The organism is Pseudomonas sp. WOUb67 (genome assembly GCF_050058005.1).
Lineage (GTDB): Bacteria > Pseudomonadota > Gammaproteobacteria > Pseudomonadales > Pseudomonadaceae > Aquipseudomonas > Aquipseudomonas putida_R.
On sequence record NZ_CP170112.1, the window covers coordinates 2,098,663 to 2,121,788 of the forward strand.

The following is a 23,126-nucleotide window of genomic DNA, read 5'->3' on the forward strand; positions in this document are numbered from 1 at the left end:
CAACGCATAATGGCCCGGTGATTACAGCTGAAAGACGCGAGAACCAAAGCGTGAAGGCTCTATCATGCCCAGCGCAAAGACATACTACGACTTAGTAATCGTATACAGGCTCCACGGTTTGCATGGTCCCTGTGGGAGCGGGTTCACCCGCGAGTAGGCCAGCACAGGCAATAAATTGCCCGCTAAGCCCCAATGCATCCGCAATATTCGGCCATTTACCAGCCAATAAAAAAGGCTGCCATTCGGCAGCCTTCTCGATGCTTCAGCCCGGACGATCAGTCCCAGCTCAGGGCACCACCAGTCTGATACTCAATCACACGCGTCTCAAAGAAGTTCTTCTCTTTCTTCAAGTCCATGATCTCGCTCATCCAAGGGAACGGGTTGGTAGTCCCCGGATACTCTTCTTTCAGGCCAATCTGGGTCAGGCGACGGTTGGCGATGAACTTGAGGTAGTCCTCCATCATCGCCGCGTTCATGCCCAGTACGCCGCGCGGCATGGTGTCACGGGCGTATTCGATCTCCAGCTGGGTCCCTTGCAGGATCATCTGGGTCGCTTCTTCCTTCATCGCCGCGTCCCACAGGTGCGGGTTCTCGATCTTGATCTGGTTGATCACGTCGATACCGAAGTTCAGGTGCATCGACTCGTCACGCAGGATGTACTGGAACTGTTCGGCCACGCCGGTCATCTTGTTGCGGCGGCCCATCGACAGGATCTGGGTGAAGCCGCAGTAGAAGAAGATGCCTTCCAGTACGCAGTAGTAGGCGATCAGGTTGCGCAGCAGCTCTTTGTCGGTTTCGACGGTACCGGTGTTGAATTCCGGGTCGGAGATGGCGCGGGTGTACTTCAGGCCCCAGGCGGCTTTTTTAGCGACCGACGGGATCTCGTGGTACATGTTGAAGATCTCGCCTTCATCCATGCCCAGCGACTCGATGCAGTACTGGTAGGCGTGGGTGTGGATCGCCTCTTCGAAGGCCTGGCGCAGGATGTACTGGCGGCACTCCGGGTTGGTGATCAGGCGGTACACGGCCAGGGCCAGGTTGTTGGCTACCAGCGAGTCGGCGGTGGAGAAGAAGCCGAGGTTGCGCATGACGATGCGGCGCTCGTCTTCGGTCAGGCCGTCCTGGCTCTTCCACAAGGCGATGTCGGCGGTCATGTTGACCTCTTGCGGCATCCAGTGGTTGGCGCAGCCGTCCAGGTACTTCTGCCAGGCCCAGTCGTACTTGAACGGTACCAGCTGGTTCAGGTCGGCGCGGCAGTTGATCATGCGCTTTTCGTCTACCGCAACACGGGCAGAAGAACCTTCCAGCTCGGCCAGGCCTTCGGCGATGTCGAGGGCGTCGAGGGCGGCTTTGGCACGTTTGACGGCTTCGGAGTCAGACGCGGTGGCAGCGCGAGCTTCCAGGGCGGCGGCACCACCGGCGCTGTCGAGCTTGTCGAGGGTGGCGGCGGCAGCGGCCTGCGCAGGGGTGTTGCCTTTGGCGGCTACTTCGCCGTCTTCCTTGTCGAATTCGTCCCAGCTCAGCATGGTGATTGGCTCCTGCTTGAGGGTCGCCCTGGGGCAACCGGTTGGATTTTAAAAATGTGATGCCTGACGCAAGGCCGGTAACGGCGAATGGACAGCTCGAGAGGCTGACTCTCGTTTACATCTGAATGTGTTCTGACTTGTACCTGGCCAGGCCTCTGGGAGGGGCCAGGACAATTGAAAGATGCCCTTTTTCAGAGGGGGCGCAGTATACCGGAATTCGCCTTCGATCGGGGCGCGCGTCTGGCGGGCGAGGGTAACTTTTTCGACCGTTTTTGCGTGCGTCCGTTCACCAGGCTTGTGCCGTTTGCTACGGGGAAGGAGTGTAGCGGCAAAAAGCGGGTGACACTACATGTTGTAGGTTTTTATTTCGTAAACACATCATGTGGTGTTGACGCGACCGTTGTAGGAGCGGCTTTGTGTCGCGATAGGGCCGCGTAGCGGCCCCGGCGATCCATGCAGCGAAGCTGAAATCCTGGGGGCGCTTCGCACCCCTATCGCGACACAGGGCCGCTCACACAGGTGCACAGCGTTTCGACAATGTGCGCCTTGGACTGCTTGCGTGCTTCTTCGACCGAGGTGAAACGGCCGGTTTCAGCGTTGCGACCAATCTTGCGAGTTGCCACCATTTTCCGCGCCATGGGCTTGCGTCCTTTCTGGAGAGATCTTGTTCTTTTACCGAGCTGCGGCGGAATGATCCAGCTCTCCACTGGCACGTTCGACCACTTCTCGGTCGCGGTCATTGGTCAGCCGGTGCACCAGCAGCGTGCCCATCTGACTCAGCACTTCTTCTGTGATGTCTCGCGGTCGCCTACACCATTCAAGTCCACGTGCAACCACGCCGACGTACCATTCAACTGGGATGGCACGCACCATTCTCCAGCAAAGTGGTCTCGAAACTCGCGCGCTAGCGCCATACTTGACCACGCGAAGGCTAAATCCCACAGTCGTATCAGAATCGCCCTGCATTCGAGGCTAATGGCAGCTGATAAGCTTTTCCAGCTGACCACCCCAGGAGCGATATGCCAATGAGCACTTCCGCAAGGATTGAAGGTCGCGAGATCTACCATGCTCGGTATGACTCGTTCATTTACAAACTGAAGGGACATAATAGCGAGTTAACTATGAAGAATGGATTTGTACTCGGTGTAATGGTATGCCTGCTCTCCGGCTGCTCTCACTTTTTCAACAGTCCGTACGGAGGGCGCAATAACTTTCAAAACATTGCGTGCGATGCGACCCCGCCGAACCAACCTGGCTGTTATGATCGCCAGTATGAGGAAGGGGCGCTCAACAGGCTGGTTGATGTAATTCGTGAAAGGCTGTGACGGTCGTTCAAAGAGTCAAAGGAACGATTTCATAAAGCCTTTACAAATCCAGGTGGCCTATTTGCAAAGAGCTGACCAGGTTGCCTTAGAAAAGTGAAACGGCCCATCAAATTGATGGGCCTATTGTGAAACGGTGATCCGCTAAAGTCTAGCCAAAGGTCCAGAAGGTATAGTCTCGTGTTTTCCACTGCTCAGTGTATGGGTTGCCTACGTATTTTCTCATCGTTCGAACTGGCTTGATGCTTGGTGTGAAGCCAAAGCGGGCCCAGCAGACACGGTCCATGACTATTGAGAAACTACCGTCTTCCTGGATCCGGGCGTAAGCGCCTGGGTGACCGTCAGTACCGGTGTACCAGAGGGCTACACGGTTCGCGGTGTAAATCGCAAACTGACCATCTGCCTGCATCGCGGCGAAGGTGGCACCCTTATTGGCGGTGCGGGAATCCCAAATGACGCGACCGTTTTCACCATAAAAGACGAGATTGCCATCACCCTGGAAGACAAGTCGAGACTGGCCAACTGTGAAGGTGTCACCAAGATTGATGATAGTCCCTGGCTCGATGAGTGCTGCGGGGACCTCTGGCTTTACGGAAACCGAAGACGAGATTTCCCACAGAGGGAAAGTATCCACGATGACCATGTTGCCATCGTCCTGAAGTTGAAGGTAGGTACGGCCAGCCGCATTTTTAACGCTGCCACCATATAGGATGTCAGTGTTCATCGAATTCCAGATGCGACGTCGTTCCACATCAAATACGGCTAACTTATAATAAATGTAGGTTCGCGAAGTGTCGCCCTTCTTCCAGACTTTAGGGTAAAATTGATCGGAATACGCAGAGTTTTTGTCGGCAATCCACACCGTGGAGGCACCATCGTATAAAGCTAAATTTCGATCATCTTGAGATATAAGCTTGTAGCGACCGTTTGGAGATTGGAGATACTGATTAACCCCTAAAATGGTCTTTGGCGGAAGAACTGAAGCTCCGTTTTGAGTGAAAGGGCGAAGATCAAGTGACATTATTTTACCTTTAGGTTTAGGTTCTTGGGTAAGGAGCTGGCAGGCTCCGTTCCTCGCTCTGAGGCTATGACTCGAGACTCAAGGTCTTCACGTGATTCAGCGTCCCGCAACGGGGGCACTTGCTCTGGAGTTGGGTTATTGCTGTCCCGCGGGCAAGAAGCCGATTGCAGTTACCGCAACGAATATCTTTGAGCATATGCAAATGCCGTCGTTTTTCTTAAGTACAATCAAGCCCGCGTGAGCAGATTTTGGCTGATTTTAAGGTCCGATCTGCGATCTGGCGTCTTCCTAGCAATATTGCCTTTCAGGAACCGCCTTGTGTTTCTACACTCGCACAACACAAAGCCCAAAACTAGCCGGGGGCTTTTCCATTGATCTGAGCCGTCATTGAAAGGTCTGCTGGAGGTGTGGTGCAGAAAGTGCGTGAAGAGTCCGCCGGTGGCCAGAAATGGTGTCCACTTAAATTAGGTCGACGCCATGGCCTTCGTTAGTTGCATCGGGATGGTATGTTGGCCGAGCGGGTCTTCTGTAAGGGGCAGGTTTCGCATTCGAGCTCGCCGATTGTTGAGCACTGCGATGGTATTGGGGGGGAAGTGCTACCTGCATTGAGCTTACCGGTATTGATGCCGGCGCAATGTCAGGGGTGGGTGGGTCTTCAGATTCCGCAAAAAGGAACTAGGTCACAGATGAGGATGATTCATGGCATCTGTCCCCAAGCGACGCCGCTGACTGGTATTGCAGGAAGCGTGAAGAAAGGAGACTAGGCATTATACAAAAGAAGAAGCCGGGAGCATGGCCCTCCCGGCTTCTTCTGGAGAAACGACTCAGTACAAAAGGGCGATAGAAGAGTTGATCCATCTCGCCCTTTTCGCCTTACTGGCAGGCTTCGCAGTCAGGCTCGTCGATCGCGCAAGCCTTCGGCACTGGCGCTGGGCCGGCTGCCTGGACCGGTGCGCTGTCGCCACCGCTGGAAACGGCGTTGAGCTTGCCGGTGTTGATGGTCGACTTCTCGGTGCTGGTCGCGGCCAGGGCACGGAGGTAGTAGGTGGTTTTCAGGCCACGGTACCAGGCCATGCGGTAGGTCACGTCCAGCTTCTTGCCCGAGGCGCCAGCGATGTACAGGTTCAGCGACTGAGCCTGGTCGATCCACTTCTGGCGACGCGAGGCTGCGTCGACAATCCACTTGGTCTCGACTTCGAACGCGGTGGCGTACAGGTCTTTCAGCTCTTGCGGGATACGCTCGATCTGCTGCACCGAACCGTCGTAGTACTTCAGGTCGTTGATCATGACCGAGTCCCACAGGCCGCGGGCCTTCAGGTCGCGGACCAGGTACGGGTTGATCACGGTGAACTCGCCCGACAGGTTCGATTTCACGTACAGGTTCTGGTAGGTCGGCTCGATCGACTGCGACACGCCGGTGATGTTGGCGATGGTCGCGGTTGGCGCGATGGCCATGATGTTCGAGTTACGAATACCTTTCTGTACGCGAGCACGCACCGGCGCCCAGTCCAGGGTCTCGTTCAGGTCGACGTCGATGTACTTCTGGCCACGGGCTTCGATCAGGATCTGTTGCGAATCCAGCGGCAGGATGCCCTTGGACCACAGCGAACCCTGGAAGGTCTCGTAGGCGCCACGCTCGTCGGCCAGGTCGCAGGACGCCTGGATCGCGAAGTAGCTGACCGCTTCCATCGACTTGTCGGCGAACTCGACGGCAGCGTCGGAGCCGTAGGCGATGTGCTGCAGGTACAGTGCGTCCTGGAAGCCCATGATGCCCAGGCCGACCGGGCGGTGCTTGAGGTTCGAGTTACGCGCTTGCGGCACCGAGTAGTAGTTGATGTCGATCACGTTGTCGAGCATGCGCACGGCGGTGTTCACGGTGCGTTGCAGCTTGGCGGTGTCCAGCTTGCCGTCGACGATGTGGTTCGGCAGGTTGATCGAGCCCAGGTTGCAGACCGCGATCTCGTCCTTGTTGGTGTTCAGGGTGATCTCGGTGCACAGGTTCGAGCTGTGGACCACGCCCACGTGCTGCTGCGGCGAACGCAGGTTGCACGGGTCCTTGAAGGTCAGCCACGGGTGGCCGGTCTCGAACAGCATCGACAGCATCTTGCGCCACAGGTCTTTGGCCTGGATGGTCTTGAACACCTTGATCTTGTTGTACTCGGTCAGGGCTTCGTAGTACTCGTAGCGCTCTTCGAAGGCCTTGCCGGTCAGGTCGTGCAGGTCTGGCACTTCCGATGGCGAGAACAGGGTCCACTTGCCGTCATCGAAGACACGCTTCATGAACAGGTCAGGGATCCAGTTGGCGGTGTTCATGTCGTGGGTACGACGGCGGTCATCACCGGTGTTCTTGCGCAGCTCGATGAACTCTTCGATGTCCAGGTGCCAGGTTTCCAGGTAGGCACATACGGCGCCCTTGCGCTTGCCACCCTGGTTGACGGCAACGGCGGTGTCGTTGACCACTTTCAGGAACGGTACAACGCCCTGGGACTTGCCGTTGGTGCCCTTGATGTAGGAGCCCAGTGCACGCACAGGGGTCCAGTCATTGCCCAGGCCACCGGCGAATTTCGACAGCATGGCGTTGTCGTGGATCGCGTGGTAGATGCCCGACAGGTCGTCTGGCACGGTGGTCAGGTAGCAGCTGGACAGCTGCGGGCGCAGGGTACCGGCGTTGAACAGGGTCGGGGTCGAGGCCATGTAGTCGAAGGACGACAACAGGTTGTAGAACTCGATCGCACGGGCTTCTTTTTCTTTCTCTTCCAGCGCCAGGCCCATGGCCACACGCATGAAGAACACCTGAGGCAGCTCGAAGCGCACGCCATCCTTGTGGATGAAGTAACGGTCGTACAGGGTCTGCAGGCCCAGGTAGGTGAACTGCTGATCGCGCTCGTGGTTGATCGCCTTGCCCAGTTTTTCCAGGTCGAAGTCGGCCAGGGCCGGGTTCAGCAGCTCGAACTCGATACCTTTGGCGATGTAGGCCGGCAGGGCCTTGGCGTACAGCTCAGCCATCTCGTGGTGGGTGGCGCTGTCGGCAACGCTGAGGAAGCCCAGGCCTTCGGCACGCAGGGTGTCCATCAGCAGGCGGGCGGTCACGAACGAGTAGTTTGGCTCGCGTTCGACCAGGGTACGGGCGGTCATCACCAGGGCGGTGTTGACGTCCTTGATGGCTACGCCGTCGTACAGGTTCTTCAGGGTTTCGCGCTGGATCAGGTCGCCATCGACTTCGGCCAGGCCTTCGCAGGCTTCGCTGATGATGGTGTTCAGGCGGGCCATGTCGAGCGGCGCCAGGCTGCCGTCAGCCAGGGTGATGCGAATGCTCGGGTGCGGCTCGACCACGGCGTCGGTGTTGGCGCGGGTGGCACGCTCCTTGGCGCGCTGGTCGCGGTAGATCACGTAGTCGCGGGCAACTTTCTGCTCGCCGGCACGCATCAGGGCCAGTTCTACCTGGTCCTGGATTTCTTCGATGTGGATGGTGCCACCCGATGGCATGCGACGCTTGAACGTGGCGGTGACCTGTTCGGTCAGACGCGCGACGGTGTCGTGGATGCGCGACGAAGCGGCGGCGGTGCCGCCTTCAACTGCGAGGAACGCCTTGGTGATGGCCACGGTGATCTTGTCGTCGGTATAAGGGACGACAGTGCCGTTACGCTTGATCACGCGCAGTTGGCCAGGGGCGGTGGCGGCCAGATCCTGGTTGGAATCGGCGGCCTGCGGCACCTTGGCCTGCGGGTTCTCGCGAGTTGTGTCGGTTTGCATGGGTGGGTGTCTCCACAGTTTCTATATTGTTCAGGCGCCTTTTGGGCGCCCACCGTTCCGTCCACTTGCTCGATGGCCCTGCGGGGATGCGCAATGCATGCGCATCCGCCCGCGCGGGCGTACCGACTTCGGGACAGACTCAGGAATAAGGGGCAATAGCTTGCCGCTCCCTGGCCGAAGTCAAAGGTTCTGGGTAAAACCCAAAAACCGGTGCTGATGAGTGCCAGGCGTTGCCTGCAACACTCATACCCGAACAACGCCCCGGAGGGGCTTGCCTCGGTCGCCTCCGCAGGAGCGGTTTGGCTGCTGAAATCACCTGAAGTTCAGCTCGGAAAATCGCTTGATTTTGCGGGTTGACTTTTGTGTGTGATTTTGCACGAACCCCTATATGTAGTGGTTCGCTGCGTTCGGGATACAAGATAATGCGGTATTGGGGGCTTTGCAAGGCGAGCGCCTGTGGATAACGTGTGGGTACTTTGTGAGTGAATGGTGAGTATTCGCTGTAGGCCTTGTGCCAAGTGGTTTGCAGTATTTTTCTGCGCCTTGCTGCCCCAGGGCAGTTTTTTTCGGGCGCGAACCCTATCACAAGAAACGGTTCAGTCTAGGGGCTGCGACGCTGCCGGAGTTGTTACTGAGTATTCAGGGGGGATGTTGCCTTTTGGTTAAAGGGTTATGTTCCCTGTACCGGCCTCTTCGCAGCACAAGGCTGCTCCTACAGAAGAGCGCTGCACCCTGTAGGAGCAGCCTTGTGCTGCGAAGAGGCCGGCAAAGGCAGCACAAAAACAACAACCAAAGGCAGAGGCCATGGACTACCCCGTACCCCGCATCCTCATTGTCGAAGACGACCAGCGCCTGGCCGAGCTCACCGCCGAGTACCTGCAGGCCAACGGCTTCGAGGTCGCGGTGGAGGGGGATGGCGCCCGTGCCGCGCGGCGCATCGTCGACAGCCAGCCCGACCTGGTCATCCTCGACCTCATGCTGCCTGGCGAGGACGGCCTGAGCATCTGCCGCCGGGTGCGCAGCCAGTACCCCGGGCCGATCCTCATGCTCACCGCACGCAGCGACGAGCTCGACCAGGTCCAGGGCCTGGACCTGGGGGCCGACGACTACGTCTGCAAACCGGTACGCCCACGCCTGCTGCTGGCGCGCATCCAGGCCCTGCTGCGCCGCAGCGAAGCCGTGGACAGCAAGCGCCAGGAGCTGGCCTTCGGCGCCCTGCGTATCGACAACCGCCTGCGCGAGGCGCGCCTGGGCGAGCAGCTGATCGAGCTGACCGGCGCCGAATTCGACCTGCTCTGGCTGCTGGCCAGCAACGCCGGCCGGGTACTGACCCGCGAACAGATCTTCACTGCGCTGCGTGGTGTGGGCTACGACGGCCAGGACCGTTCCATCGACATCCGCATCTCGAAAATCCGCCCCAAGATCGGCGATGACCCGCTTCAGCCACGGCTGATCAAGACCCTGCGCAGCAAGGGCTACCTGTTTGTCGGCGAAGCGCCATGAACAACTCGATCTTTCTGCGCATCTATGGCGGCATGCTGGCTGTGCTGGTGCTGGTGGCCTTGCTCGGTGTGCTCACCCTGCACCTGGTCAACGAAGTGCGCGCTGCCCAGCACCGTGAGGGCCTGGCCCAGGGCACGTTCAGCCTGATGGCTGACAACCTGGCGCAACAGAATGCAACCGAACGCAAACGCTCGCTGCTGATCTGGGAGCGCTTGCTCGGTGTGCCGCTGGCGCTGCAACCGATGACTGCGCGCAGCCTCGATGGCGGCCAGCGGGCGCGCCTGTATCGCGGCCTGGTGGTGGTCGAGAAGACTGGCCCGCATGCGGCGCAAGTGCTGCGCAAGGTCGGCCAGGAAGACTTGATGCTGGTGGCGCAGATCAAACAGATAAGCGAGCAGCTGGCGCGGGCCACGCTGTATCTGTTGGCCGATGAACTGGTGCGTTACCCGATCACCGAGCAGCAGCAGCGGCTGGCCCAGATCAAGCAGGAAAAGGGCTTCGGCTTTGGCGTCGCGCTGCAGCGCATCGAGCGGGTAAGCCTGGACGATGACCAGCGGCGCCGGGTCGAGGAGGGCGACACGGTCATGGCGCTGGGCAAGGATGGCGACTCGATCCGTGTGTTTGCCGGGCTGGCTGGCTCGCCCTGGGTGCTGGAAATCGGCCCGCTGTACCAGCTCAACCCGTACCCGCCGCAGTTGCTCACCCTGATCACCTTCCTCGGCCTGTGCCTGATCGGTCTGGTGGTGTACCTGCTGGTGCGCCAGCTGGAGCGCCGAGTGTCAGGCCTGGAGGTTGCCGCCACACGCATCGCCCAGGGCAGCCTGGACACCCGCGTGCCCGCCGGCGACGCCGACTCGGTAGGGCGCCTGGCCGCGGCCTTCAACGGCATGGCCGAGCACCTGCAGCGCTCGCTGAGCATGCAGCGCGAGCTGGTGCGGGCGGTGTCCCACGAGTTGCGTACGCCGGTGGCGCGCCTGCGCTTTGGCCTGGAGATGATCGAAAGTGCCACCACCGAGCAGGCGCGGGCCAAGCACCTGGCGGGCATGGACGGGGATATCCAGGACCTCGACAAGCTGGTCGACGAAATGCTGACCTATGCCCGCCTGGAGCAAGGCGCACCGGCCTTGAAGTTCCAGCGGGTCGACCTGGACGCCTTGCTCGCGCGGGTAATCGAGGAGCTGGCACCGTTGCGTGCCGAGGTGCGGGTGGTGCGCGGCGACTGCCAGGGCGCGGATGCCGAAGGCGCCTGGGTCGAGGCCGAGCCGCGTTACCTGCACCGCGCGCTGCAGAACCTGGTCAGCAATGCCATGCGCCATGCCGGGTCTGAGGTGCGCGTGAGTTACCAGTTGGGGCAGCAACGGTGCCGCATCGATGTGGAAGATGACGGCCCGGGGATTCCAGAGGGCTTCTGGGACCGCATCTTCACCCCGTTCACCCGCCTGGATGACAGCCGCACCCGTGCTTCGGGTGGGCACGGCCTGGGCCTGTCGATCGTGCGGCGGATCATCTACTGGCACACCGGCCGGGCGACGGTGGGGCGCAGCGAAGCGCTGGGTGGCGCCTGCTTCAGCCTGAACTGGCCACGGCAGCAGGCGCCCCTGTAAAGGTCAGACGCTGACCAGGCTGAGCAGGTGGCCGTCCTGCAGGCAGAACTGGCCTTGCAACTCGGCGCCTTGGCGCCACTGCGGCGACAGGTCGGTGAGCAGGCGCAGGCGGGCCAGGCCATCGGTGGACCAGTCCAGCACTTCGGCGTGCTCGAAATAGAAGCGCTGGCGGGTCAGCGGGTAGAGGGTCTTGAACAGGCTTTCCTTCAGCGAGAAGGTCAGGGTGACCGTCAGGCCGAGTTGGTGGCGATCCAGGCGTTCGAGTTCGGGCGGGGTGAGGATTTCGGCCATCAACCGTTCGGCGCGTTCGTCATCCAGCAAGGCTTCCTGATCCAGGCCCAGGCCTTGACAGCTGCCCTCGGCGGCGACCACGGCGGCAGCCCAGCCTTTGCCATGGGTGATCGAGCCGTGGATGCCCGCCGGCCAGATCGGCGAGCGGTCCTCATGGGTGCCGGGCACGTAGTCGCGACCGTCCAGGCGCTGCAGCGCGGCGCGGGCGCATACGCGACCGGCCAGGAACTCGGCCTGGCGCTTGGCCACCGAGCGCTGCAGGCTGGCGCTGGGCACGATGCCGGCGCGCTGGAAGTCATCGGGTGCCAGGCGGGCAGGGTCGAAGGCGCAACTGACCAGCACCGCGCCGGGCAGCGGGCGGGGCAAGGGCCAGTGGTGCTGGAGTGGGGCGCAGCAGGCGGGGAGAGTGTTCATGGCGCTATTGTGCCAGCCGCAGCGGCGGTGTGGGAGGTGGAATAGCAGGGGGCTGCTGCGCAGCCCATCGCGACACAAGGCCGCTCCTACAGGTACCGCGCTGCATTGTGTAGGAGCGGCCTTGTGTCGCGATGGGCCGCAAAGCGGCCCCCGACAATCCCTATTTGAACACCTTCTTGAAGAACGCCTGCATGTCCGCCCAGGAGCTCTCGTCGGCTGCCTTGTTATAGCCAATGTCCGGTCCGCCATGGTCGCCATGGCTCAAGCGGTCGGCATCCGGGTTGGTGAAGCCATGCTTGGCCCCCGGAATGCTGACGAACTGGTAGTTGACCTTGGCCGCGTCCATTTCCGCCTTGAACGCATCGACCTGCGCTTCGGTGACCATGCTGTCTGCGGCGCCGTGCTCGACCAGTACATAGGCCTTCACCTTGCCGGCCTGGGCCGGCGTCTGTGTGGCCAGTGCACCGTGGAAGCTCACCACTGCATCGAGCTTGTCCACGCCGCGTCGTGCTGCATCGAGCACTACTTTGCCGCCGAAGCAGTAACCGACGGCACCTAAGCTGCTCTTGTCGGTGTAAGGCTGCAGTTCCAGCAGTTTCAGGCCGGCGTCGAAGCGCTCGGCGGCAGCCGCCGGGTCTTTCATCGCTTCTGCCATGAACGCTTGGGCATCCTGCGGATGTTCGGTCTGTTTGCCATCGCCATACATGTCGATGGCCAGCGCACTGTAACCCAAGGCCGCGAGGTCACGGGCGCGGCGCTTGGCATAGTCATTCAGCCCCCACCATTCATGCACCACGACGATGCCCGGACGCTTGCCTTGGACGGCATCGTCATAGGCGTAGTAGCCGATCAAACGCTTGCCGTCGGCGTCCTGGTAGGGGATCTCACGGGTCACTACCGCCGCCTGGGCGAGGGCGGCGCTGCACATCAGGGTCAGGGCCAGCAGGGCACGCATGTTTACTACTCCTTGTCTTGCAGACAGTTCGTTCAGCCGGGGTTCAGCCAGGGTTCAGTCGCGGTTCAGGGTGCCCTCCTTACTCTAGCTTCCAGACCGAAACAGCGCACCCAACTGGAGTACCCAGGCATGAAAACCTTCAACACCCTGCTTGCCGCCATGGCCGTTTGTGCCGCTGGCATCACCACCGCCCAGGCCGCCGACGACAACTTCGCCAGCCTGACCTACGGCCAGACCAGCGACAAGGTTCGCAAGTCCGGCCTGCTGCAGCGCAACACCGACCAGCTCAACGCCGATGGCATCATCGGCAAAGACGACACCTGGGGTGTACGTGTGGGCAAGATCAATGACCAGGGCCGCTACTACATGACCTATGACAACGTCTCGGGTGACCACAGTGGCCTGAAGCTGCGCCAGGAAAACCTGCTGGGCAGCTACGACCTGTTCCTGCCGGTGGGCGATACCACCAAACTGTTCGGCGGTGGCAGCCTGGGTATGACCAAGCTCACCCAGGACTCGCCAGGCGCCAGCCGGGATACCGACTACGGTTATGCCTACGGCCTGCAGGCCGGCGTGATCCAGGACATCACCGACAAGGCTTCGGTGGAGCTGGGCTACCGTTACCTGCGCACCAATGCCGCGACCGAAGTGGGCGCGCATGGCGGGCCGAAGGATGGCACCCTGCGCCTGACCAGCAGCGCGCAGACCTATCTGGCAGCAAGCTACAAGTTCTGACGAGCGCGCCGCGTTATCCTGTACCGGCCCTTTCGCAGCACAAGGCTGCTCCTACAGGAATACCACTGCCTGTAGGAGCAGCCTTGTGCTGCGAAGAGGCCGGTACAGGCAATACACATAAGGAGCTGCACATGAAACTGCTGGTGGTCGAGGACGAAGCCCTGCTTCGCCATCACCTCTACACCCGCCTTGGCGAAAGCGGCCATGTTGTCGAGGCGGTCGCCGATGCCGAGGAGGCGCTGTACCAAGCCGGGCAGTACCACTTCGACCTGGCCATCATCGACCTGGGCCTGCCCGGTATCAGTGGCCTGGAGCTGATTACGCGCCTGCGCAGCCAGGACAAGACCTTCCCCATTCTCATCCTCACCGCCCGTGGCAACTGGCAGGACAAGGTCGAGGGCCTGGCCGCCGGTGCCGACGACTACCTGGTCAAACCGTTCCAGTTCGAAGAGCTCGAAGCGCGGCTGAATGCCCTGTTGCGCCGCTCCAGCGGCTTCACCCAGTCGACCATCGCCGCAGGCCCCTTGGTACTCGACCTCAACCGCAAGCAGGCCACCCTCGATGACCAGCCCCTGGCGTTGACCGCCTACGAATACCGCATTCTCGAATACCTCATGCGCCATCATCAGCAGGTGGTGGCCAAGGACCGGCTGATGGAGCAGCTGTACCCGGGGGACGAGGAGCGCGACCCCAATGTCATCGAAGTGCTGGTCGGCCGCCTGCGCCGCAAGCTTGAGGGCGAGCAAGGCTTCAAACCCATCGATACCGTGCGCGGCCTGGGCTATCTGTTCACCGAGCGCTGCCGATGATCCGCTCGCTGCGGGTACGCCTGATGCTGGCCGCCGCAGTATTGGCACTGCTGTTCATGTTGGCGCTGCTGCCGGCCTTGCAGAAGGCCTTCAGCCTGGCCCTGCAGGAATCGATTGAGCAGCGCCTGGCTTCGGATGTGACCACGCTGATTTCCGCCGCGCGCATCGAACATGGCCAGTTGCAGATGCCGGCCCTGCTGCCGGACGAGCGCTACAACCTGCCGTACACGGGCCTGCTCGGCTACATCTTTGACCGCGATGGCAACCTGGTCTGGCAGTCGCGGGCCACCGCCGACCGGCACATCAACTACCGCCCGCGCTACGACGGGCGCGGCAATGAGTTCGCCCGCATTCATCAGGCCGATGGCGAAGAGTTCTTTGTCTACGACGTCGAGATCAAGTTGCTGGGTGGCCAGAGTGCCGCTTACAGCATTGTCGCCCTGCAGCCGCTGAGCGAGTACAAGGCCACCCTCAATGGCCTGCGGGAAAAGCTGTATCTGGGTTTCGGTGCTGCCTTGCTGGCGCTGATGGTGCTGCTATGGGCTGGCCTGACCTGGGGCCTGCGCTCGTTGCGCCGGCTCAGCCACGAGCTGGATGAAGTGGAGTCGGGTGCGCGCGATGGCCTGAGCGGCGAGCACCCGCGCGAACTGCTGCGCCTGACCCGCTCGCTCAACCGCCTGTTGCGCAGTGAGCGTGAGCAGCGCACGCGCTACCGCGATTCGCTGGATGACCTGGCGCACAGCCTGAAGACGCCACTGGCGGTGCTGCAAGGCGTGGGCGAAAGCCTGCAGCAGCGTAGTGGTGAGCGCGAGCAGGCGCGGGTGCTGCAAAGCCAGATCGAGCGCATGAGCCAGCAGATCGACTACCAGCTGCAACGCGCCAGCCTGCGCAAGAGCGGCCTGGTGCGCCACAGCGTGAGGCTGCGGCCGTTGCTCGACAGCCTGTGCAGCACCTTGGCCAAGGTGTACCGGGACAAGCAGGTGAGCGTGGCCCTGGAACTGCCCGATGCTGCGCAGGTGCCGATGGAGCAGGGCGCCTTGCTGGAAATGCTCGGCAACCTGCTGGAAAACGCCTACCGCCTGAGCCTGGGCCAAGTGCGGGTGAGCCTGGAGCAGGCACCCGGGCAGCTGACCTTGTGTATCGAAGACGATGGGCCGGGGGTGCCGGCTGATCAGCGCGAGCGCATTCTGGAGCGCGGGGAGCGGCTGGACAGCCAGCACCCGGGGCAGGGCATCGGGCTGGCGGTGGTCAAGGACATTGTCGACAGCTATGACGCCGAGCTGAGCCTTGGGGATTCTCCCTTGGGCGGGGCTGCGTTCAGGATCACCTTCCACCTCGATTGATTGGCTGGCTTTGCCGGCCTTTTCGCGGGTAAACCCGCTCCCACAGGTACTGCACAGGGTCTGAAAACGGTGCGGACCCTGTGGGAGCGGGTTTACCCGCGAAGATGCCAGTTCAGGCAAATCGCAATGGGCGGATTCCCGCCATCATCCCTGTACAAATCCCGCCACCGGGCGGAAATCCGCCAGCCTTTTTCAGGCAAATCGCCCCGTCGTTGGGCATTTATCCCTAGCAAATATGGCCCTTGCACCCTTCATGGGCATTTTGGCACCACCCTTGCTACTGATCTTCGCAGAGGCCTGCCCAGGCAGCTCGAACACAACGACAAATCCCTCCAAGTGCAGGAGGGTTAGCGATTCAGGTGCCCCATCACCCTGGGAAGGGTGAACCGGCACACTTGAGGAAAAATGAGCCATGACGACACGTCAGCCGCTGTACAAATCCCTGTATGTCCAGGTGATCGTTGCCATCACCATCGGCATCCTGCTCGGCCACTACTATCCGGAAACGGGCGTCGCCCTCAAACCCTTGGGTGACGGCTTCGTCAAACTGATCAAGATGGTCATCGCCCCGATCATCTTCTGTACCGTGGTCAGCGGCATCGCCGGCATGCAGAGCATGAAGTCGGTCGGCAAGACTGGCGGCTACGCGCTGCTGTACTTTGAAATCGTCTCCACCGTCGCCCTCATCATCGGCCTTGTCGTCGTCAACGTGGTCAAGCCAGGCGCTGGCATGCACATCGACGTCAGCACCCTGAACGCCAGCAGCGTGGCTGCCTACGCCGCCGCCGGCGCGCAGCAGACCACCGTCGGCTTCCTGCTCAACGTCATCCCCAACACCGTGGTCGGCGCCTTCGCCAACGGCGACATCCTGCAAGTGCTGATGTTCTCCGTGCTGTTCGGCTTCGCCCTGCACCGCCTGGGCAGCTACGGCAAGCCGATGCTGGACATGATCGACCGCTTCGCCCATGTCATGTTCAACATCATCAACATGATCATGAAGCTGGCCCCGATCGGTGCTTTCGGCGCCATGGCCTTCACCATCGGCCAGTACGGCGTTGGTTCGCTGGTGCAACTGGGCTACCTGATGGCCTGCTTCTACATCACCTGCCTGCTGTTCGTGCTGGTGGTACTGGGCGGTATCTGCCGCGCCCACGGCTTCAGCGTGCTCAAGCTGATCCGCTACATCCGTGAAGAGCTGCTGATCGTCCTGGGTACTTCTTCCTCGGAATCCGCCCTGCCACGCATGCTGGCCAAGATGGAACGCCTGGGCGCCAAGAAGTCGGTCGTTGGCCTGGTCATCCCGACCGGTTACTCGTTCAACCTGGACGGCACCTCGATCTACCTGACCATGGCTGCGGTGTTCATCGCCCAGGCCACCGACACCACCATGGACATCACCCACCAGATCACCCTGCTGCTGGTGCTGCTGGTGGCTTCCAAAGGTGCTGCCGGCGTGACCGGTTCGGGCTTCATCGTGCTGGCCGCCACCCTGTCGGCTGTTGGCCACCTGCCGGTTGCCGGCCTGGCGCTGATCCTCGGCATCGACCGCTTCATGTCCGAAGCCCGCGCACTGACCAACCTGGTGGGTAACGCCGTTGCCACCGTGGTCGTGGCCAAGTGGGTCAAGGAAATGGACAACGACAAGCTGGCTTCGGAGCTCGCCTCCGGTGGTGCACCGCTGATCGATACCCGTCCTACCGATGACCTGGGCGTGGCCGAAGGCCCGGCTCGCTGATCGCGGGATGTTAAATGGAAAAAGGCGACTTCAGGGTCGCCTTTTTTGTGAGTAACTATTGTGTTTTCAGGCCTGGCCCTATCGCCGGCAAGCCAGCTCCCACAGGATCCCCCAGGCCTGAGGGAAACGATTCACTTGTGGGAGCTGGCTTGCCGGCGATAGGGCCAGGCCTGTGATCGTCAATCTTGGACCACTTCCAACACCCGGATCACTTCCGGCTGCGGGTAATGCCACCTTACCTGCACGTCCCAGAACTTCACCCCGTACACCCGCTCGGCGGGTGGTACCTGGTAAGCCGGACGCGGGTCTTGCGCCAGGCATTGTTCGATCAGTTCTACCAGCGGTTCAGCCAGGCGCAGTGCATGCTCGCGGGCCTGGGGCAGGGCGTTGTCGGCCCACTGCACGGCAATTGCGGCGGGCGCTGCGTTGGCCATCTGGTTGCTGGCGTCTGTAATGCAGTCGGCGTACGGCACATAGGGCTTGATGTCGAGTACCGGCGTGCCATCGAGCAGGTCGATCCCGGACAGCAACAGTCGCCCAGGCTCCACACCCTCAAGGCGCACTACCGACTGGCCGATGCCGTTTGGCCGGTGGGTGGCGCGGGTGGCGAATACCCCCATGCTCTTGTTGCCGCCCAGACGCGGTGGCCGCACTTTCAGGCGCGGCTTGTCCTCCAGTGCCTGGTGGAACAGGAACAGCAGCCAGACATGGCTGACCTGCTCCAGGCCTTCGACCGCATCACCCTGGTCGAACGGCGGCAGCAGTTCGAGCACGCCGCGCGCCGCAGGCGCCAGTTGGGGCTGGCGCGGGATGGCGAATTTCTCCTTGAAGCAGGAGCGGACGATGCCGACCGGTGCAACCGTATGCTGCATGGCCACTCAGCCACGCACGCGCTGGGTCAGGCCCTTGAGGAAGTTACGTAGCAACTGGTCGCCGCACGGGCGGTAGTTTTCGTGGCCGGCCTTGCGGAACAGTGCGCTCAGTTCAGGCTTGCTGACCGGGAAGTTGACCGACTTGAGGATCACGTGCAGGTCGTCTTCCTTGAGCTCGAAGGCCACCCGCAGCTTCTTGAGGATGAGGTTGTTGGTCACTGGCAGCTCGACCGGCAGTGGCGGGCGGCTGTCGTCCTTGCCGCGGCGGTGGATTACCAGGCCATCGAGGAAGTGCGCCATCACCCGATCAGGGCAACGGACGAAGCCTTCCTCTTCTTCTTTCTTCAGGTAGGTGGCCAATACCAGGGGGTTCACCTCGAGGCCGGAAAGCCCGATGATCTCGGCCATCTTGGCGTCGTTCACCTTCAGCATGTAGCGCAGGCTGCGCAGGACGTCGTTGTGGTTCATTGCTGCAGAATCCTGTTCAGGTGCCACGCTTGTGCGTGGCGTATTGCTTAGAAACGTTCGGTTGTCGCCACGTAGCGCCATTGGCCGAGGGGCAGCTTGCCCATCGACACGCCACCCAGGCGAATGCGGCGCATGCTTACCAGTTCCAGGCGCAGGTAGGCGCACAGCTCGGCGATCTGCCCGGGCTGGGGGTTTTTCAGCACCATGCGCAGGTGGGTCTCGTTCTGCCAGCTGGCCTTGGCCTTGGGCAGCTCGCGGTCATTGCGCGTGGCACCGCGCGCCAGGCGTTCCAGCGCCTGAGGTGTGGTCTCGCCGCGCACTTCGACAATGAACTCCTGCTCCAGGCGACGCAGGTCGGCCTCGATCTTGCGGGTTACGCGCCAGTCCTGGGTGAACACCTGCAGGCCGCTGGCGCCGCGCTCGAGCGGTGCCACACAGGCCTGCCGGGTAAAATGCCCGTGCAGGGCGCGCACGCCTTCGCGGTGCGCCTCGCTGAGGGTGCCCATGCTCATGCTGGCGCGGGCGGTTTCGCTGTCCACGCCGGCCGCCTGGTTGAGCAGCAGGGTTACCGGCTCCAGCGCTTCGACACGGGCACCCGGGAGCAGCTCGACAAGCTGGTCTTCGACCTTGAACTGCGGCTGCTCGACCACCACGCCGTCGACCGTGACCCAGCCACCTTCGATATAGAGCTCGGCATCGCGGCGGGAGCAGCCAAGTTGCTCGATAAGGCGTTTGGACAGGCGGACGGGTTCGGACATGACGGCAATTCGCAAAGGCAGGGAAAGGCCAGCATTGTACCTGCCTGAGCGGCAGAGGGGCTGGGAATCTGTGTCATTTACGCCGTTTTGCGCAGGCGCATGTGCAGGAGGGGGTAGGGCTGGCCCAGGCCGTCGGTTTCCGATCGGCCAATTACCTCAAAGCCCTCATGCAGGTAAAAGCCCAAGGCCTGAGGGTTTTGCTCGTTGACGTCCAGGCGCTCGGCGTTCAGCTCGTCGATCGCATGGTGCAGCAGGCGCTTGCCCACCCCTTTGCCACGGTAGCCCGGTGCAACAAACAGCATGTCCACGCGCCCGTTGGCGACCCCGGCAAAGCCACAGATGCGTTGCCGGTCCTTGCAGCAGACCAGCATCACTGCGTCGAGGTAGCGGCGCAACACCTGTTCGCGCAGCAAAACGATGTAGGCCTCTGGCAGAAAATCGTGAGTGGCACGTACCGAGTCCTCCCAAACCTGCACCAGCTCACCGTAGTCGCGCAAGCGCGGGGTGTGTAGCGTCAGTAGCGATGGCATGCCGGTGGTCCTCCATGGCGATCAGGAAAACATAGCAGGCCAACCACCGGTCGGCTTGTCCGCGCGGCGCTTGAAGCGTGGGGCACAGGGGTCTATTAATTAAGCGTGGGAAAAAATCCCACACAAAGAAAAGAAAAACGGAAAACAAGATTTCTGACTGTTCTCGTGGCGACGACCTGGAGACGGACCATGCAAATCCACCTGCTGTTCAAGAAGGCTTTACTGGCGGCTGCCGTAGCTGGCGTGCTGTCGACGTCCATTGTTTTGATCCCTGACTCGATTTCTCATGGCTCCAGCGCCTACGCCAAAGATGGCGGTGGCGGTGGCGGTGGCGGCCACGGCGGCGGGGGTGGTCACGGTGGTGGCGGAAGCGGCGGCGGTGGTGGCGGCCACGGTGGTGGTGGCGGAAGCGGCGGAGGTGGCGGCGGTCACGGTGGCGGCGGCGGAAGCGGTGGTGGAAGTGGCGGCGGCGGTGGCCACGGCAGTGGCGGTGACGGCGGCGGTCATGCCGGCAACAGTGGCAGCGGCCATGGCAACTCTGGCCTGGGCCACGCCGGTGATTCAAACGCTGGGCGCAGCGGCAACCATGCTGAAGCGGGTGACGATCATGGCAATCACGTGGGTGGTGAGCCCGGTGACGATCACGGCAATCACGTTGGCGGTGAGCCCGGTGACGATCATGGCAACCATGTTGGCGGTGAGCCCGGGGATGATCATGGTAATCATGTCGGCGGCGAGCCTGGGGATGATCACGGCAATCACGTTGGTGGTGAACCTGGTGATGATCACGGCAACCATGTGGGTGGCGAACCGGGTGATGACAACAGCAGGAGCTGACAGGCGTTGATCAGCCCAACCTTGCCCCCATCGATGTTAAGCGCACTGCGGCGTGTCATGCGCCCGCTGGTGCGCTTGATGTTGCGCAAAGGGGTTACCTACCCGATGTTCACCGACCTGCTCAAGGAGGTGTTCGTCGACGTAGCCCATCGTGAGTTCCGCCTGGACGACACCCCACCCACCGACAGCCGCGTCAGCCTGCTTACAGGCGTGCATCGCAAGGATGTTCGGCGGCTGCGCAGCGAAGGTGACACGCCGCTTGCGGCCCTGCCGGGGAACATCACCCTGGGCGCACAGTTGGTGAATGTGTGGACCACTGCTGCGCCGTTCTGCTCGGCACCTGGCCAGGCATTGGCGCTGCCGCGTTTGGCGAGTGTGGGTGGCGAGTGCTCGTTCGATGCCCTGGTGGCCACGGTCAGCACTGATATCCGCGGGCGTGTGGTGCTGGATGAGTGGTTGCGCCTAGGCATCGTCCGGCTTGATGAGCAGGACTGTGTGCACCTGGAAGCCCAGGCGTTCGTGCCGCAGAAAGGTTTCGATGAAAAAGCCGCGTACTTCGGCCACAACCTGCATGACCATGCCTGCGCAGCGGTGCACAACCTCAGTGGCGAGGGGCTGCCGTTCTTCGAACGCAGTGTGCACTACGATGCGTTGAGCCCGGCCAGCGTCGAGCACGTGCGTGAGGTGGTCGCCAAAGATGGCATGCAGATGCTGCTGGCGTTCAGCCGGCTCGCAGCAGAGCTGGAAGGCGTTGATGAGCCCAGCATCGAGCAACGTCAGCGCATCACTGTCGGGCTTTATTTCTACACTGAAGCTACCGACCCCGATTTGTCCAAGACGCCAGGCCCATGACCCCCCTCACGCGCTGCCTCCGTGCCGTTGCCTTTGCCCTGGTCCTGGGGTTGAACCTGGCGGCGCCTGCCCAGGTCGTCGCAGTGCCGGTGTGTGTCAGCCGCGACGAAGTGGGCATGGCCGGTGCCGCAGGCCTGCAGTTTCCGGGCGGTACGGGCGGTACCGGGGTACGCAGTGAAAACGGCGGTGTCGGCGGCACTGGCGCGCCCCTCCCGCAACGCCCTGGTGGCACCGGCGGTACCGGCGCGGTGGCCGAAGGTGTGGACGGCACCTACTTTGATCACGGTAACGGCGGGGTAGGCGGTACCGGTGCGCCGATCCTGCGCCCAGGCGGTACCGGGGGTACCGGCATCGTCGGCACCATCACCGGGTTTGCTTCGATCTGCGTCAATGGCATGGAAGTGCACTATGGCAAAGACGTGCCGGTGAGTGAAAACGGTGCACCTGCCAGCAGTGCTCACCTGGCGATCGGGCAGGTTGTGGCGGTGGAGGCAATTGCCACCCAGCGCGGCCTCCAGGCAGGGCGTATCTCGATCCTCAACGTCTACGAAGGGCCGCTGACGGCGCTGCCCAATGCTTTGGCCCCCCTGCGGGTGATGGGCCAACCTGTGCGGCTCGCCGCAGGCGCGCGGGTGGCTGAAGGGCTGCGTGCGGGCGAGCCGGTCCGGGTCAGCGGCCTGCGCGATGCCACGGGCGAAGTGGTGGCAACCCGTATCGAACGGGCGCCGGGCCTCAAAGAGGCCAGTGCCATTGGTGCAATCGACCGGCCAGGCAGCCTGCAAGGGTTGACGCTGGGCACCCGCGTAGCCCCCGCGCGGGAAGTGCTGGTGCGCGGCCAGTGGACCGGGCGCCAGCTGGAAGTGGCACAAACCCGCCCAGACCCGAGCCTGCCGTTTGCTGGCCGTGTCCAGCAGGCGGTGGTCGAGGGGCTGGTGCAGCGCGTGCAGGCACGGCAACTGGTGGTCGCGGGCATCAACGTGACGCTGGGGCAGGGCACCGTGATCGTCGGCAGGCAGCCGGCAGCGTTGGCGCTCGATCAACGCGTCCGGGTGAGCGGCGTGCTCAGTGGTACTCACGAGTTGCGGGCAACCCGTGTGGAATTCCAGGATGACCGCACTGACAACCCGGACCGGGGCCATTCGGGGCATGGCAGCGAGCACGGCAGCAGTGACTCAGGCGGCGCCGACAACAGCGGCCATGGAACAAGCGAGGCGACCAGCGTTCGCAGCGGAAGCAGTGATGATCACAGTGGGCGAAGTGCCGTTGAAGACACCAGTGGTCACGGCAAGTCTGAAAGTGTGGACAAGTCCGGCAAGTCAGAGCATGTCGAAACCGTGGAGCAGCTTGAGAGCAGCAACAGTGGCAAGGGCGATCGGGTAGAGAAGGTTGAAGTCGAAAAAGTGGAGAAGGTTGAGAAGGTTGAGAAGGTTGAGAAAGTAGAAAAAGTTGAGAAGGTTGAGAAAGTCGAGAAGCCTGAAAAAGTCGAGAAAGTAGAAAAAGTCGAGAAGGTCGAAAAAGTCGAGAAGGTCGAAAAAGTCGAGAAGGTCGAAAAAGTCGAAAAAGTCGAAAAAGTCGAAAAAGTCGAAAAAGTCGAAAAGCCTGAAAAGGTTGAGAAAGTAGAAAAAGTCGAAAAGGTAGAAAAAGTAGAAAAGCCTGAAAAGGTCGAGAAGGTGGAAAAAGTCGAGAAAATCGAAACCATCGAAAGGCCGGAAAAGGTAGAGACCGCCGAAAAAGTAGAGCATCCGGAGCGATCCGGGCGTTAGGCAACTAGGCTGGGTAAGTCCGACCACACTTCCCT

21 protein-coding genes are annotated in these 23,126 nt (G+C 61.6%); 10 read left to right on the forward strand and 11 right to left on the reverse strand.

The window, feature by feature from the left end; genetic code table 11:
• Positions 1-275: 275 nt before the first annotated feature.
• Both ABOC32_RS09420 and ABOC32_RS09425 read right to left on the reverse strand, forming a co-directional pair.
• On the reverse strand, positions 276-1,526 hold the full coding sequence (locus tag ABOC32_RS09420) for a ribonucleotide-diphosphate reductase subunit beta (RefSeq protein WP_105945509.1): 1,251 nt from the start codon (positions 1,524-1,526) through the stop codon (positions 276-278).
• 491 nt (positions 1,527-2,017) lie between these two features.
• Positions 2,018-2,266 carry a hypothetical protein gene (locus ABOC32_RS09425; protein WP_426811675.1) on the reverse strand — a complete coding sequence of 83 codons (249 nt, stop codon included), beginning with the start codon at positions 2,264-2,266 and terminating at the stop codon, positions 2,018-2,020.
• Positions 2,267-2,551: 285 nt separating this feature from the next.
• Between ABOC32_RS09425 and ABOC32_RS09430 the strand changes: the two genes are divergently transcribed.
• Positions 2,552-2,851, forward strand: coding sequence for a hypothetical protein (locus ABOC32_RS09430; protein WP_426810842.1), 300 nt, complete (start codon positions 2,552-2,554; stop codon positions 2,849-2,851).
• Between the two features lie 148 nt (positions 2,852-2,999).
• On the opposite strand, the gene ABOC32_RS09435 is transcribed toward ABOC32_RS09430, so the two are convergent.
• The 3 genes from ABOC32_RS09435 to ABOC32_RS09445 all read right to left on the reverse strand — a co-directional run bounded on the left by ABOC32_RS09435 (position 3,000) and on the right by ABOC32_RS09445 (position 7,622).
• Entirely contained in the window at positions 3,000-3,869 is an 870-nt protein-coding gene (locus tag ABOC32_RS09435; protein WP_426810843.1) for a putidacin L1 family lectin-like bacteriocin, read from the reverse strand.
• Positions 3,870-3,933: 64 nt separating this feature from the next.
• Positions 3,934-4,065 (reverse strand): Com family DNA-binding transcriptional regulator, encoded by a 132-nt coding sequence (locus ABOC32_RS09440; RefSeq protein WP_426810844.1) that lies wholly within the window; start codon positions 4,063-4,065, stop codon positions 3,934-3,936.
• A gap of 677 nt (positions 4,066-4,742) precedes the next feature.
• The gene (locus tag ABOC32_RS09445) at positions 4,743-7,622 is read right to left on the reverse strand and encodes a ribonucleoside-diphosphate reductase subunit alpha (RefSeq protein WP_426810845.1); all 2,880 of its coding nucleotides are present in this window, start codon (positions 7,620-7,622) and stop codon (positions 4,743-4,745) included.
• 804 nt (positions 7,623-8,426) lie between these two features.
• On the opposite strand from ABOC32_RS09445, the gene ABOC32_RS09450 reads away from it, so the two are divergent.
• Both ABOC32_RS09450 and ABOC32_RS09455 read left to right on the forward strand, forming a co-directional pair.
• Entirely contained in the window at positions 8,427-9,125 is a 699-nt protein-coding gene (locus tag ABOC32_RS09450; protein ID WP_426810846.1) for a response regulator, read from the forward strand.
• A complete protein-coding gene (locus tag ABOC32_RS09455) occupies positions 9,122-10,729 on the forward strand; it encodes an ATP-binding protein (RefSeq protein WP_426810847.1) in 1,608 nt (535 codons plus the stop codon). The genes ABOC32_RS09450 and ABOC32_RS09455 overlap by 4 nt, the downstream gene beginning before the upstream one ends.
• Before the next feature lie 3 nt (positions 10,730-10,732).
• Here ABOC32_RS09455 and ABOC32_RS09460 read toward each other — a convergent pair whose 3' ends face one another.
• Both ABOC32_RS09460 and ABOC32_RS09465 read right to left on the reverse strand, forming a co-directional pair.
• The gene (locus tag ABOC32_RS09460; RefSeq protein WP_426810848.1) at positions 10,733-11,434 is read right to left on the reverse strand and encodes a 4'-phosphopantetheinyl transferase family protein; all 702 of its coding nucleotides are present in this window, start codon (positions 11,432-11,434) and stop codon (positions 10,733-10,735) included.
• Between the two features lie 160 nt (positions 11,435-11,594).
• Positions 11,595-12,389 carry a dienelactone hydrolase family protein gene (locus ABOC32_RS09465; protein WP_426810849.1) on the reverse strand — a complete coding sequence of 265 codons (795 nt, stop codon included), beginning with the start codon at positions 12,387-12,389 and terminating at the stop codon, positions 11,595-11,597.
• Between the two features lie 129 nt (positions 12,390-12,518).
• Between ABOC32_RS09465 and ABOC32_RS09470 the strand changes: the two genes are divergently transcribed.
• From ABOC32_RS09470 to ABOC32_RS09485, 4 genes are all read left to right on the forward strand, one after another.
• Entirely contained in the window at positions 12,519-13,124 is a 606-nt protein-coding gene (locus ABOC32_RS09470) for an outer membrane beta-barrel protein (RefSeq protein ID WP_016488681.1), read from the forward strand.
• A 131-nt stretch (positions 13,125-13,255) separates the two neighbouring features.
• Positions 13,256-13,933, forward strand: coding sequence for a response regulator (locus ABOC32_RS09475; protein ID WP_426810850.1), 678 nt, complete (start codon positions 13,256-13,258; stop codon positions 13,931-13,933).
• Positions 13,930-15,276, forward strand: a complete 1,347-nt coding sequence (locus ABOC32_RS09480; RefSeq protein ID WP_426810851.1) for an ATP-binding protein — start codon at positions 13,930-13,932, stop codon at positions 15,274-15,276. The genes ABOC32_RS09475 and ABOC32_RS09480 overlap by 4 nt, the downstream gene beginning before the upstream one ends.
• A gap of 412 nt (positions 15,277-15,688) precedes the next feature.
• Entirely contained in the window at positions 15,689-17,011 is a 1,323-nt protein-coding gene (locus ABOC32_RS09485; RefSeq protein WP_426810852.1) for a dicarboxylate/amino acid:cation symporter, read from the forward strand.
• A 179-nt stretch (positions 17,012-17,190) separates the two neighbouring features.
• Here ABOC32_RS09485 and tsaA read toward each other — a convergent pair whose 3' ends face one another.
• The 4 genes from tsaA to ABOC32_RS09505 all read right to left on the reverse strand — a co-directional run bounded on the left by tsaA (position 17,191) and on the right by ABOC32_RS09505 (position 19,639).
• A complete protein-coding gene (gene tsaA, locus ABOC32_RS09490) occupies positions 17,191-17,883 on the reverse strand; it encodes a tRNA (N6-threonylcarbamoyladenosine(37)-N6)-methyltransferase TrmO (protein ID WP_426810853.1) in 693 nt (230 codons plus the stop codon).
• Between the two features lie 6 nt (positions 17,884-17,889).
• The gene (locus ABOC32_RS09495; protein ID WP_016498302.1) at positions 17,890-18,351 is read right to left on the reverse strand and encodes a DUF1456 family protein; all 462 of its coding nucleotides are present in this window, start codon (positions 18,349-18,351) and stop codon (positions 17,890-17,892) included.
• A gap of 47 nt (positions 18,352-18,398) precedes the next feature.
• On the reverse strand, positions 18,399-19,109 hold the full coding sequence (locus tag ABOC32_RS09500; protein ID WP_426810854.1) for an rRNA pseudouridine synthase: 711 nt from the start codon (positions 19,107-19,109) through the stop codon (positions 18,399-18,401).
• Positions 19,110-19,186: 77 nt separating this feature from the next.
• Positions 19,187-19,639 carry a GNAT family N-acetyltransferase gene (locus ABOC32_RS09505; protein WP_426810855.1) on the reverse strand — a complete coding sequence of 151 codons (453 nt, stop codon included), beginning with the start codon at positions 19,637-19,639 and terminating at the stop codon, positions 19,187-19,189.
• 189 nt (positions 19,640-19,828) lie between these two features.
• Between ABOC32_RS09505 and ABOC32_RS09510 the strand changes: the two genes are divergently transcribed.
• The 3 genes from ABOC32_RS09510 to ABOC32_RS09520 are packed head-to-tail and all read left to right on the forward strand — an operon-like array spanning position 19,829 to position 23,091.
• On the forward strand, positions 19,829-20,476 hold the full coding sequence (locus ABOC32_RS09510; RefSeq protein WP_426810856.1) for a hypothetical protein: 648 nt from the start codon (positions 19,829-19,831) through the stop codon (positions 20,474-20,476).
• Positions 20,477-20,533: 57 nt separating this feature from the next.
• A complete protein-coding gene (locus ABOC32_RS09515) occupies positions 20,534-21,328 on the forward strand; it encodes a DUF6502 family protein (RefSeq protein ID WP_426810857.1) in 795 nt (264 codons plus the stop codon).
• A complete protein-coding gene (locus tag ABOC32_RS09520; protein WP_426810858.1) occupies positions 21,325-23,091 on the forward strand; it encodes a DUF5666 domain-containing protein in 1,767 nt (588 codons plus the stop codon). The genes ABOC32_RS09515 and ABOC32_RS09520 overlap by 4 nt, the downstream gene beginning before the upstream one ends.
• Positions 23,092-23,126: the final 35 nt, after the last annotated feature.

Coding starts and splice junctions, on each gene's coding strand:
- ABOC32_RS09420 (WP_105945509.1), bottom strand. CDS start 1,526: ATGCTGAGCTGGGACGAATTCGACAAGGAAGACGGCGAAGTAGCCGCC.
- ABOC32_RS09425 (WP_426811675.1), bottom strand. CDS start 2,266: ATGACCGCGACCGAGAAGTGGTCGAACGTGCCAGTGGAGAGCTGGATC.
- ABOC32_RS09430 (WP_426810842.1), top strand. CDS start 2,552: ATGAGCACTTCCGCAAGGATTGAAGGTCGCGAGATCTACCATGCTCGG.
- ABOC32_RS09435 (WP_426810843.1), bottom strand. CDS start 3,869: ATGTCACTTGATCTTCGCCCTTTCACTCAAAACGGAGCTTCAGTTCTT.
- ABOC32_RS09440 (WP_426810844.1), bottom strand. CDS start 4,065: ATGCTCAAAGATATTCGTTGCGGTAACTGCAATCGGCTTCTTGCCCGC.
- ABOC32_RS09445 (WP_426810845.1), bottom strand. CDS start 7,622: ATGCAAACCGACACAACTCGCGAGAACCCGCAGGCCAAGGTGCCGCAG.
- ABOC32_RS09450 (WP_426810846.1), top strand. CDS start 8,427: ATGGACTACCCCGTACCCCGCATCCTCATTGTCGAAGACGACCAGCGC.
- ABOC32_RS09455 (WP_426810847.1), top strand. CDS start 9,122: ATGAACAACTCGATCTTTCTGCGCATCTATGGCGGCATGCTGGCTGTG.
- ABOC32_RS09460 (WP_426810848.1), bottom strand. CDS start 11,434: ATGAACACTCTCCCCGCCTGCTGCGCCCCACTCCAGCACCACTGGCCC.
- ABOC32_RS09465 (WP_426810849.1), bottom strand. CDS start 12,389: ATGCGTGCCCTGCTGGCCCTGACCCTGATGTGCAGCGCCGCCCTCGCC.
- ABOC32_RS09470 (WP_016488681.1), top strand. CDS start 12,519: ATGAAAACCTTCAACACCCTGCTTGCCGCCATGGCCGTTTGTGCCGCT.
- ABOC32_RS09475 (WP_426810850.1), top strand. CDS start 13,256: ATGAAACTGCTGGTGGTCGAGGACGAAGCCCTGCTTCGCCATCACCTC.
- ABOC32_RS09480 (WP_426810851.1), top strand. CDS start 13,930: ATGATCCGCTCGCTGCGGGTACGCCTGATGCTGGCCGCCGCAGTATTG.
- ABOC32_RS09485 (WP_426810852.1), top strand. CDS start 15,689: ATGACGACACGTCAGCCGCTGTACAAATCCCTGTATGTCCAGGTGATC.
- tsaA (WP_426810853.1), bottom strand. CDS start 17,883: ATGCAGCATACGGTTGCACCGGTCGGCATCGTCCGCTCCTGCTTCAAG.
- ABOC32_RS09495 (WP_016498302.1), bottom strand. CDS start 18,351: ATGAACCACAACGACGTCCTGCGCAGCCTGCGCTACATGCTGAAGGTG.
- ABOC32_RS09500 (WP_426810854.1), bottom strand. CDS start 19,109: ATGTCCGAACCCGTCCGCCTGTCCAAACGCCTTATCGAGCAACTTGGC.
- ABOC32_RS09505 (WP_426810855.1), bottom strand. CDS start 19,639: ATGCCATCGCTACTGACGCTACACACCCCGCGCTTGCGCGACTACGGT.
- ABOC32_RS09510 (WP_426810856.1), top strand. CDS start 19,829: ATGCAAATCCACCTGCTGTTCAAGAAGGCTTTACTGGCGGCTGCCGTA.
- ABOC32_RS09515 (WP_426810857.1), top strand. CDS start 20,534: ATGCGCCCGCTGGTGCGCTTGATGTTGCGCAAAGGGGTTACCTACCCG.
- ABOC32_RS09520 (WP_426810858.1), top strand. CDS start 21,325: ATGACCCCCCTCACGCGCTGCCTCCGTGCCGTTGCCTTTGCCCTGGTC.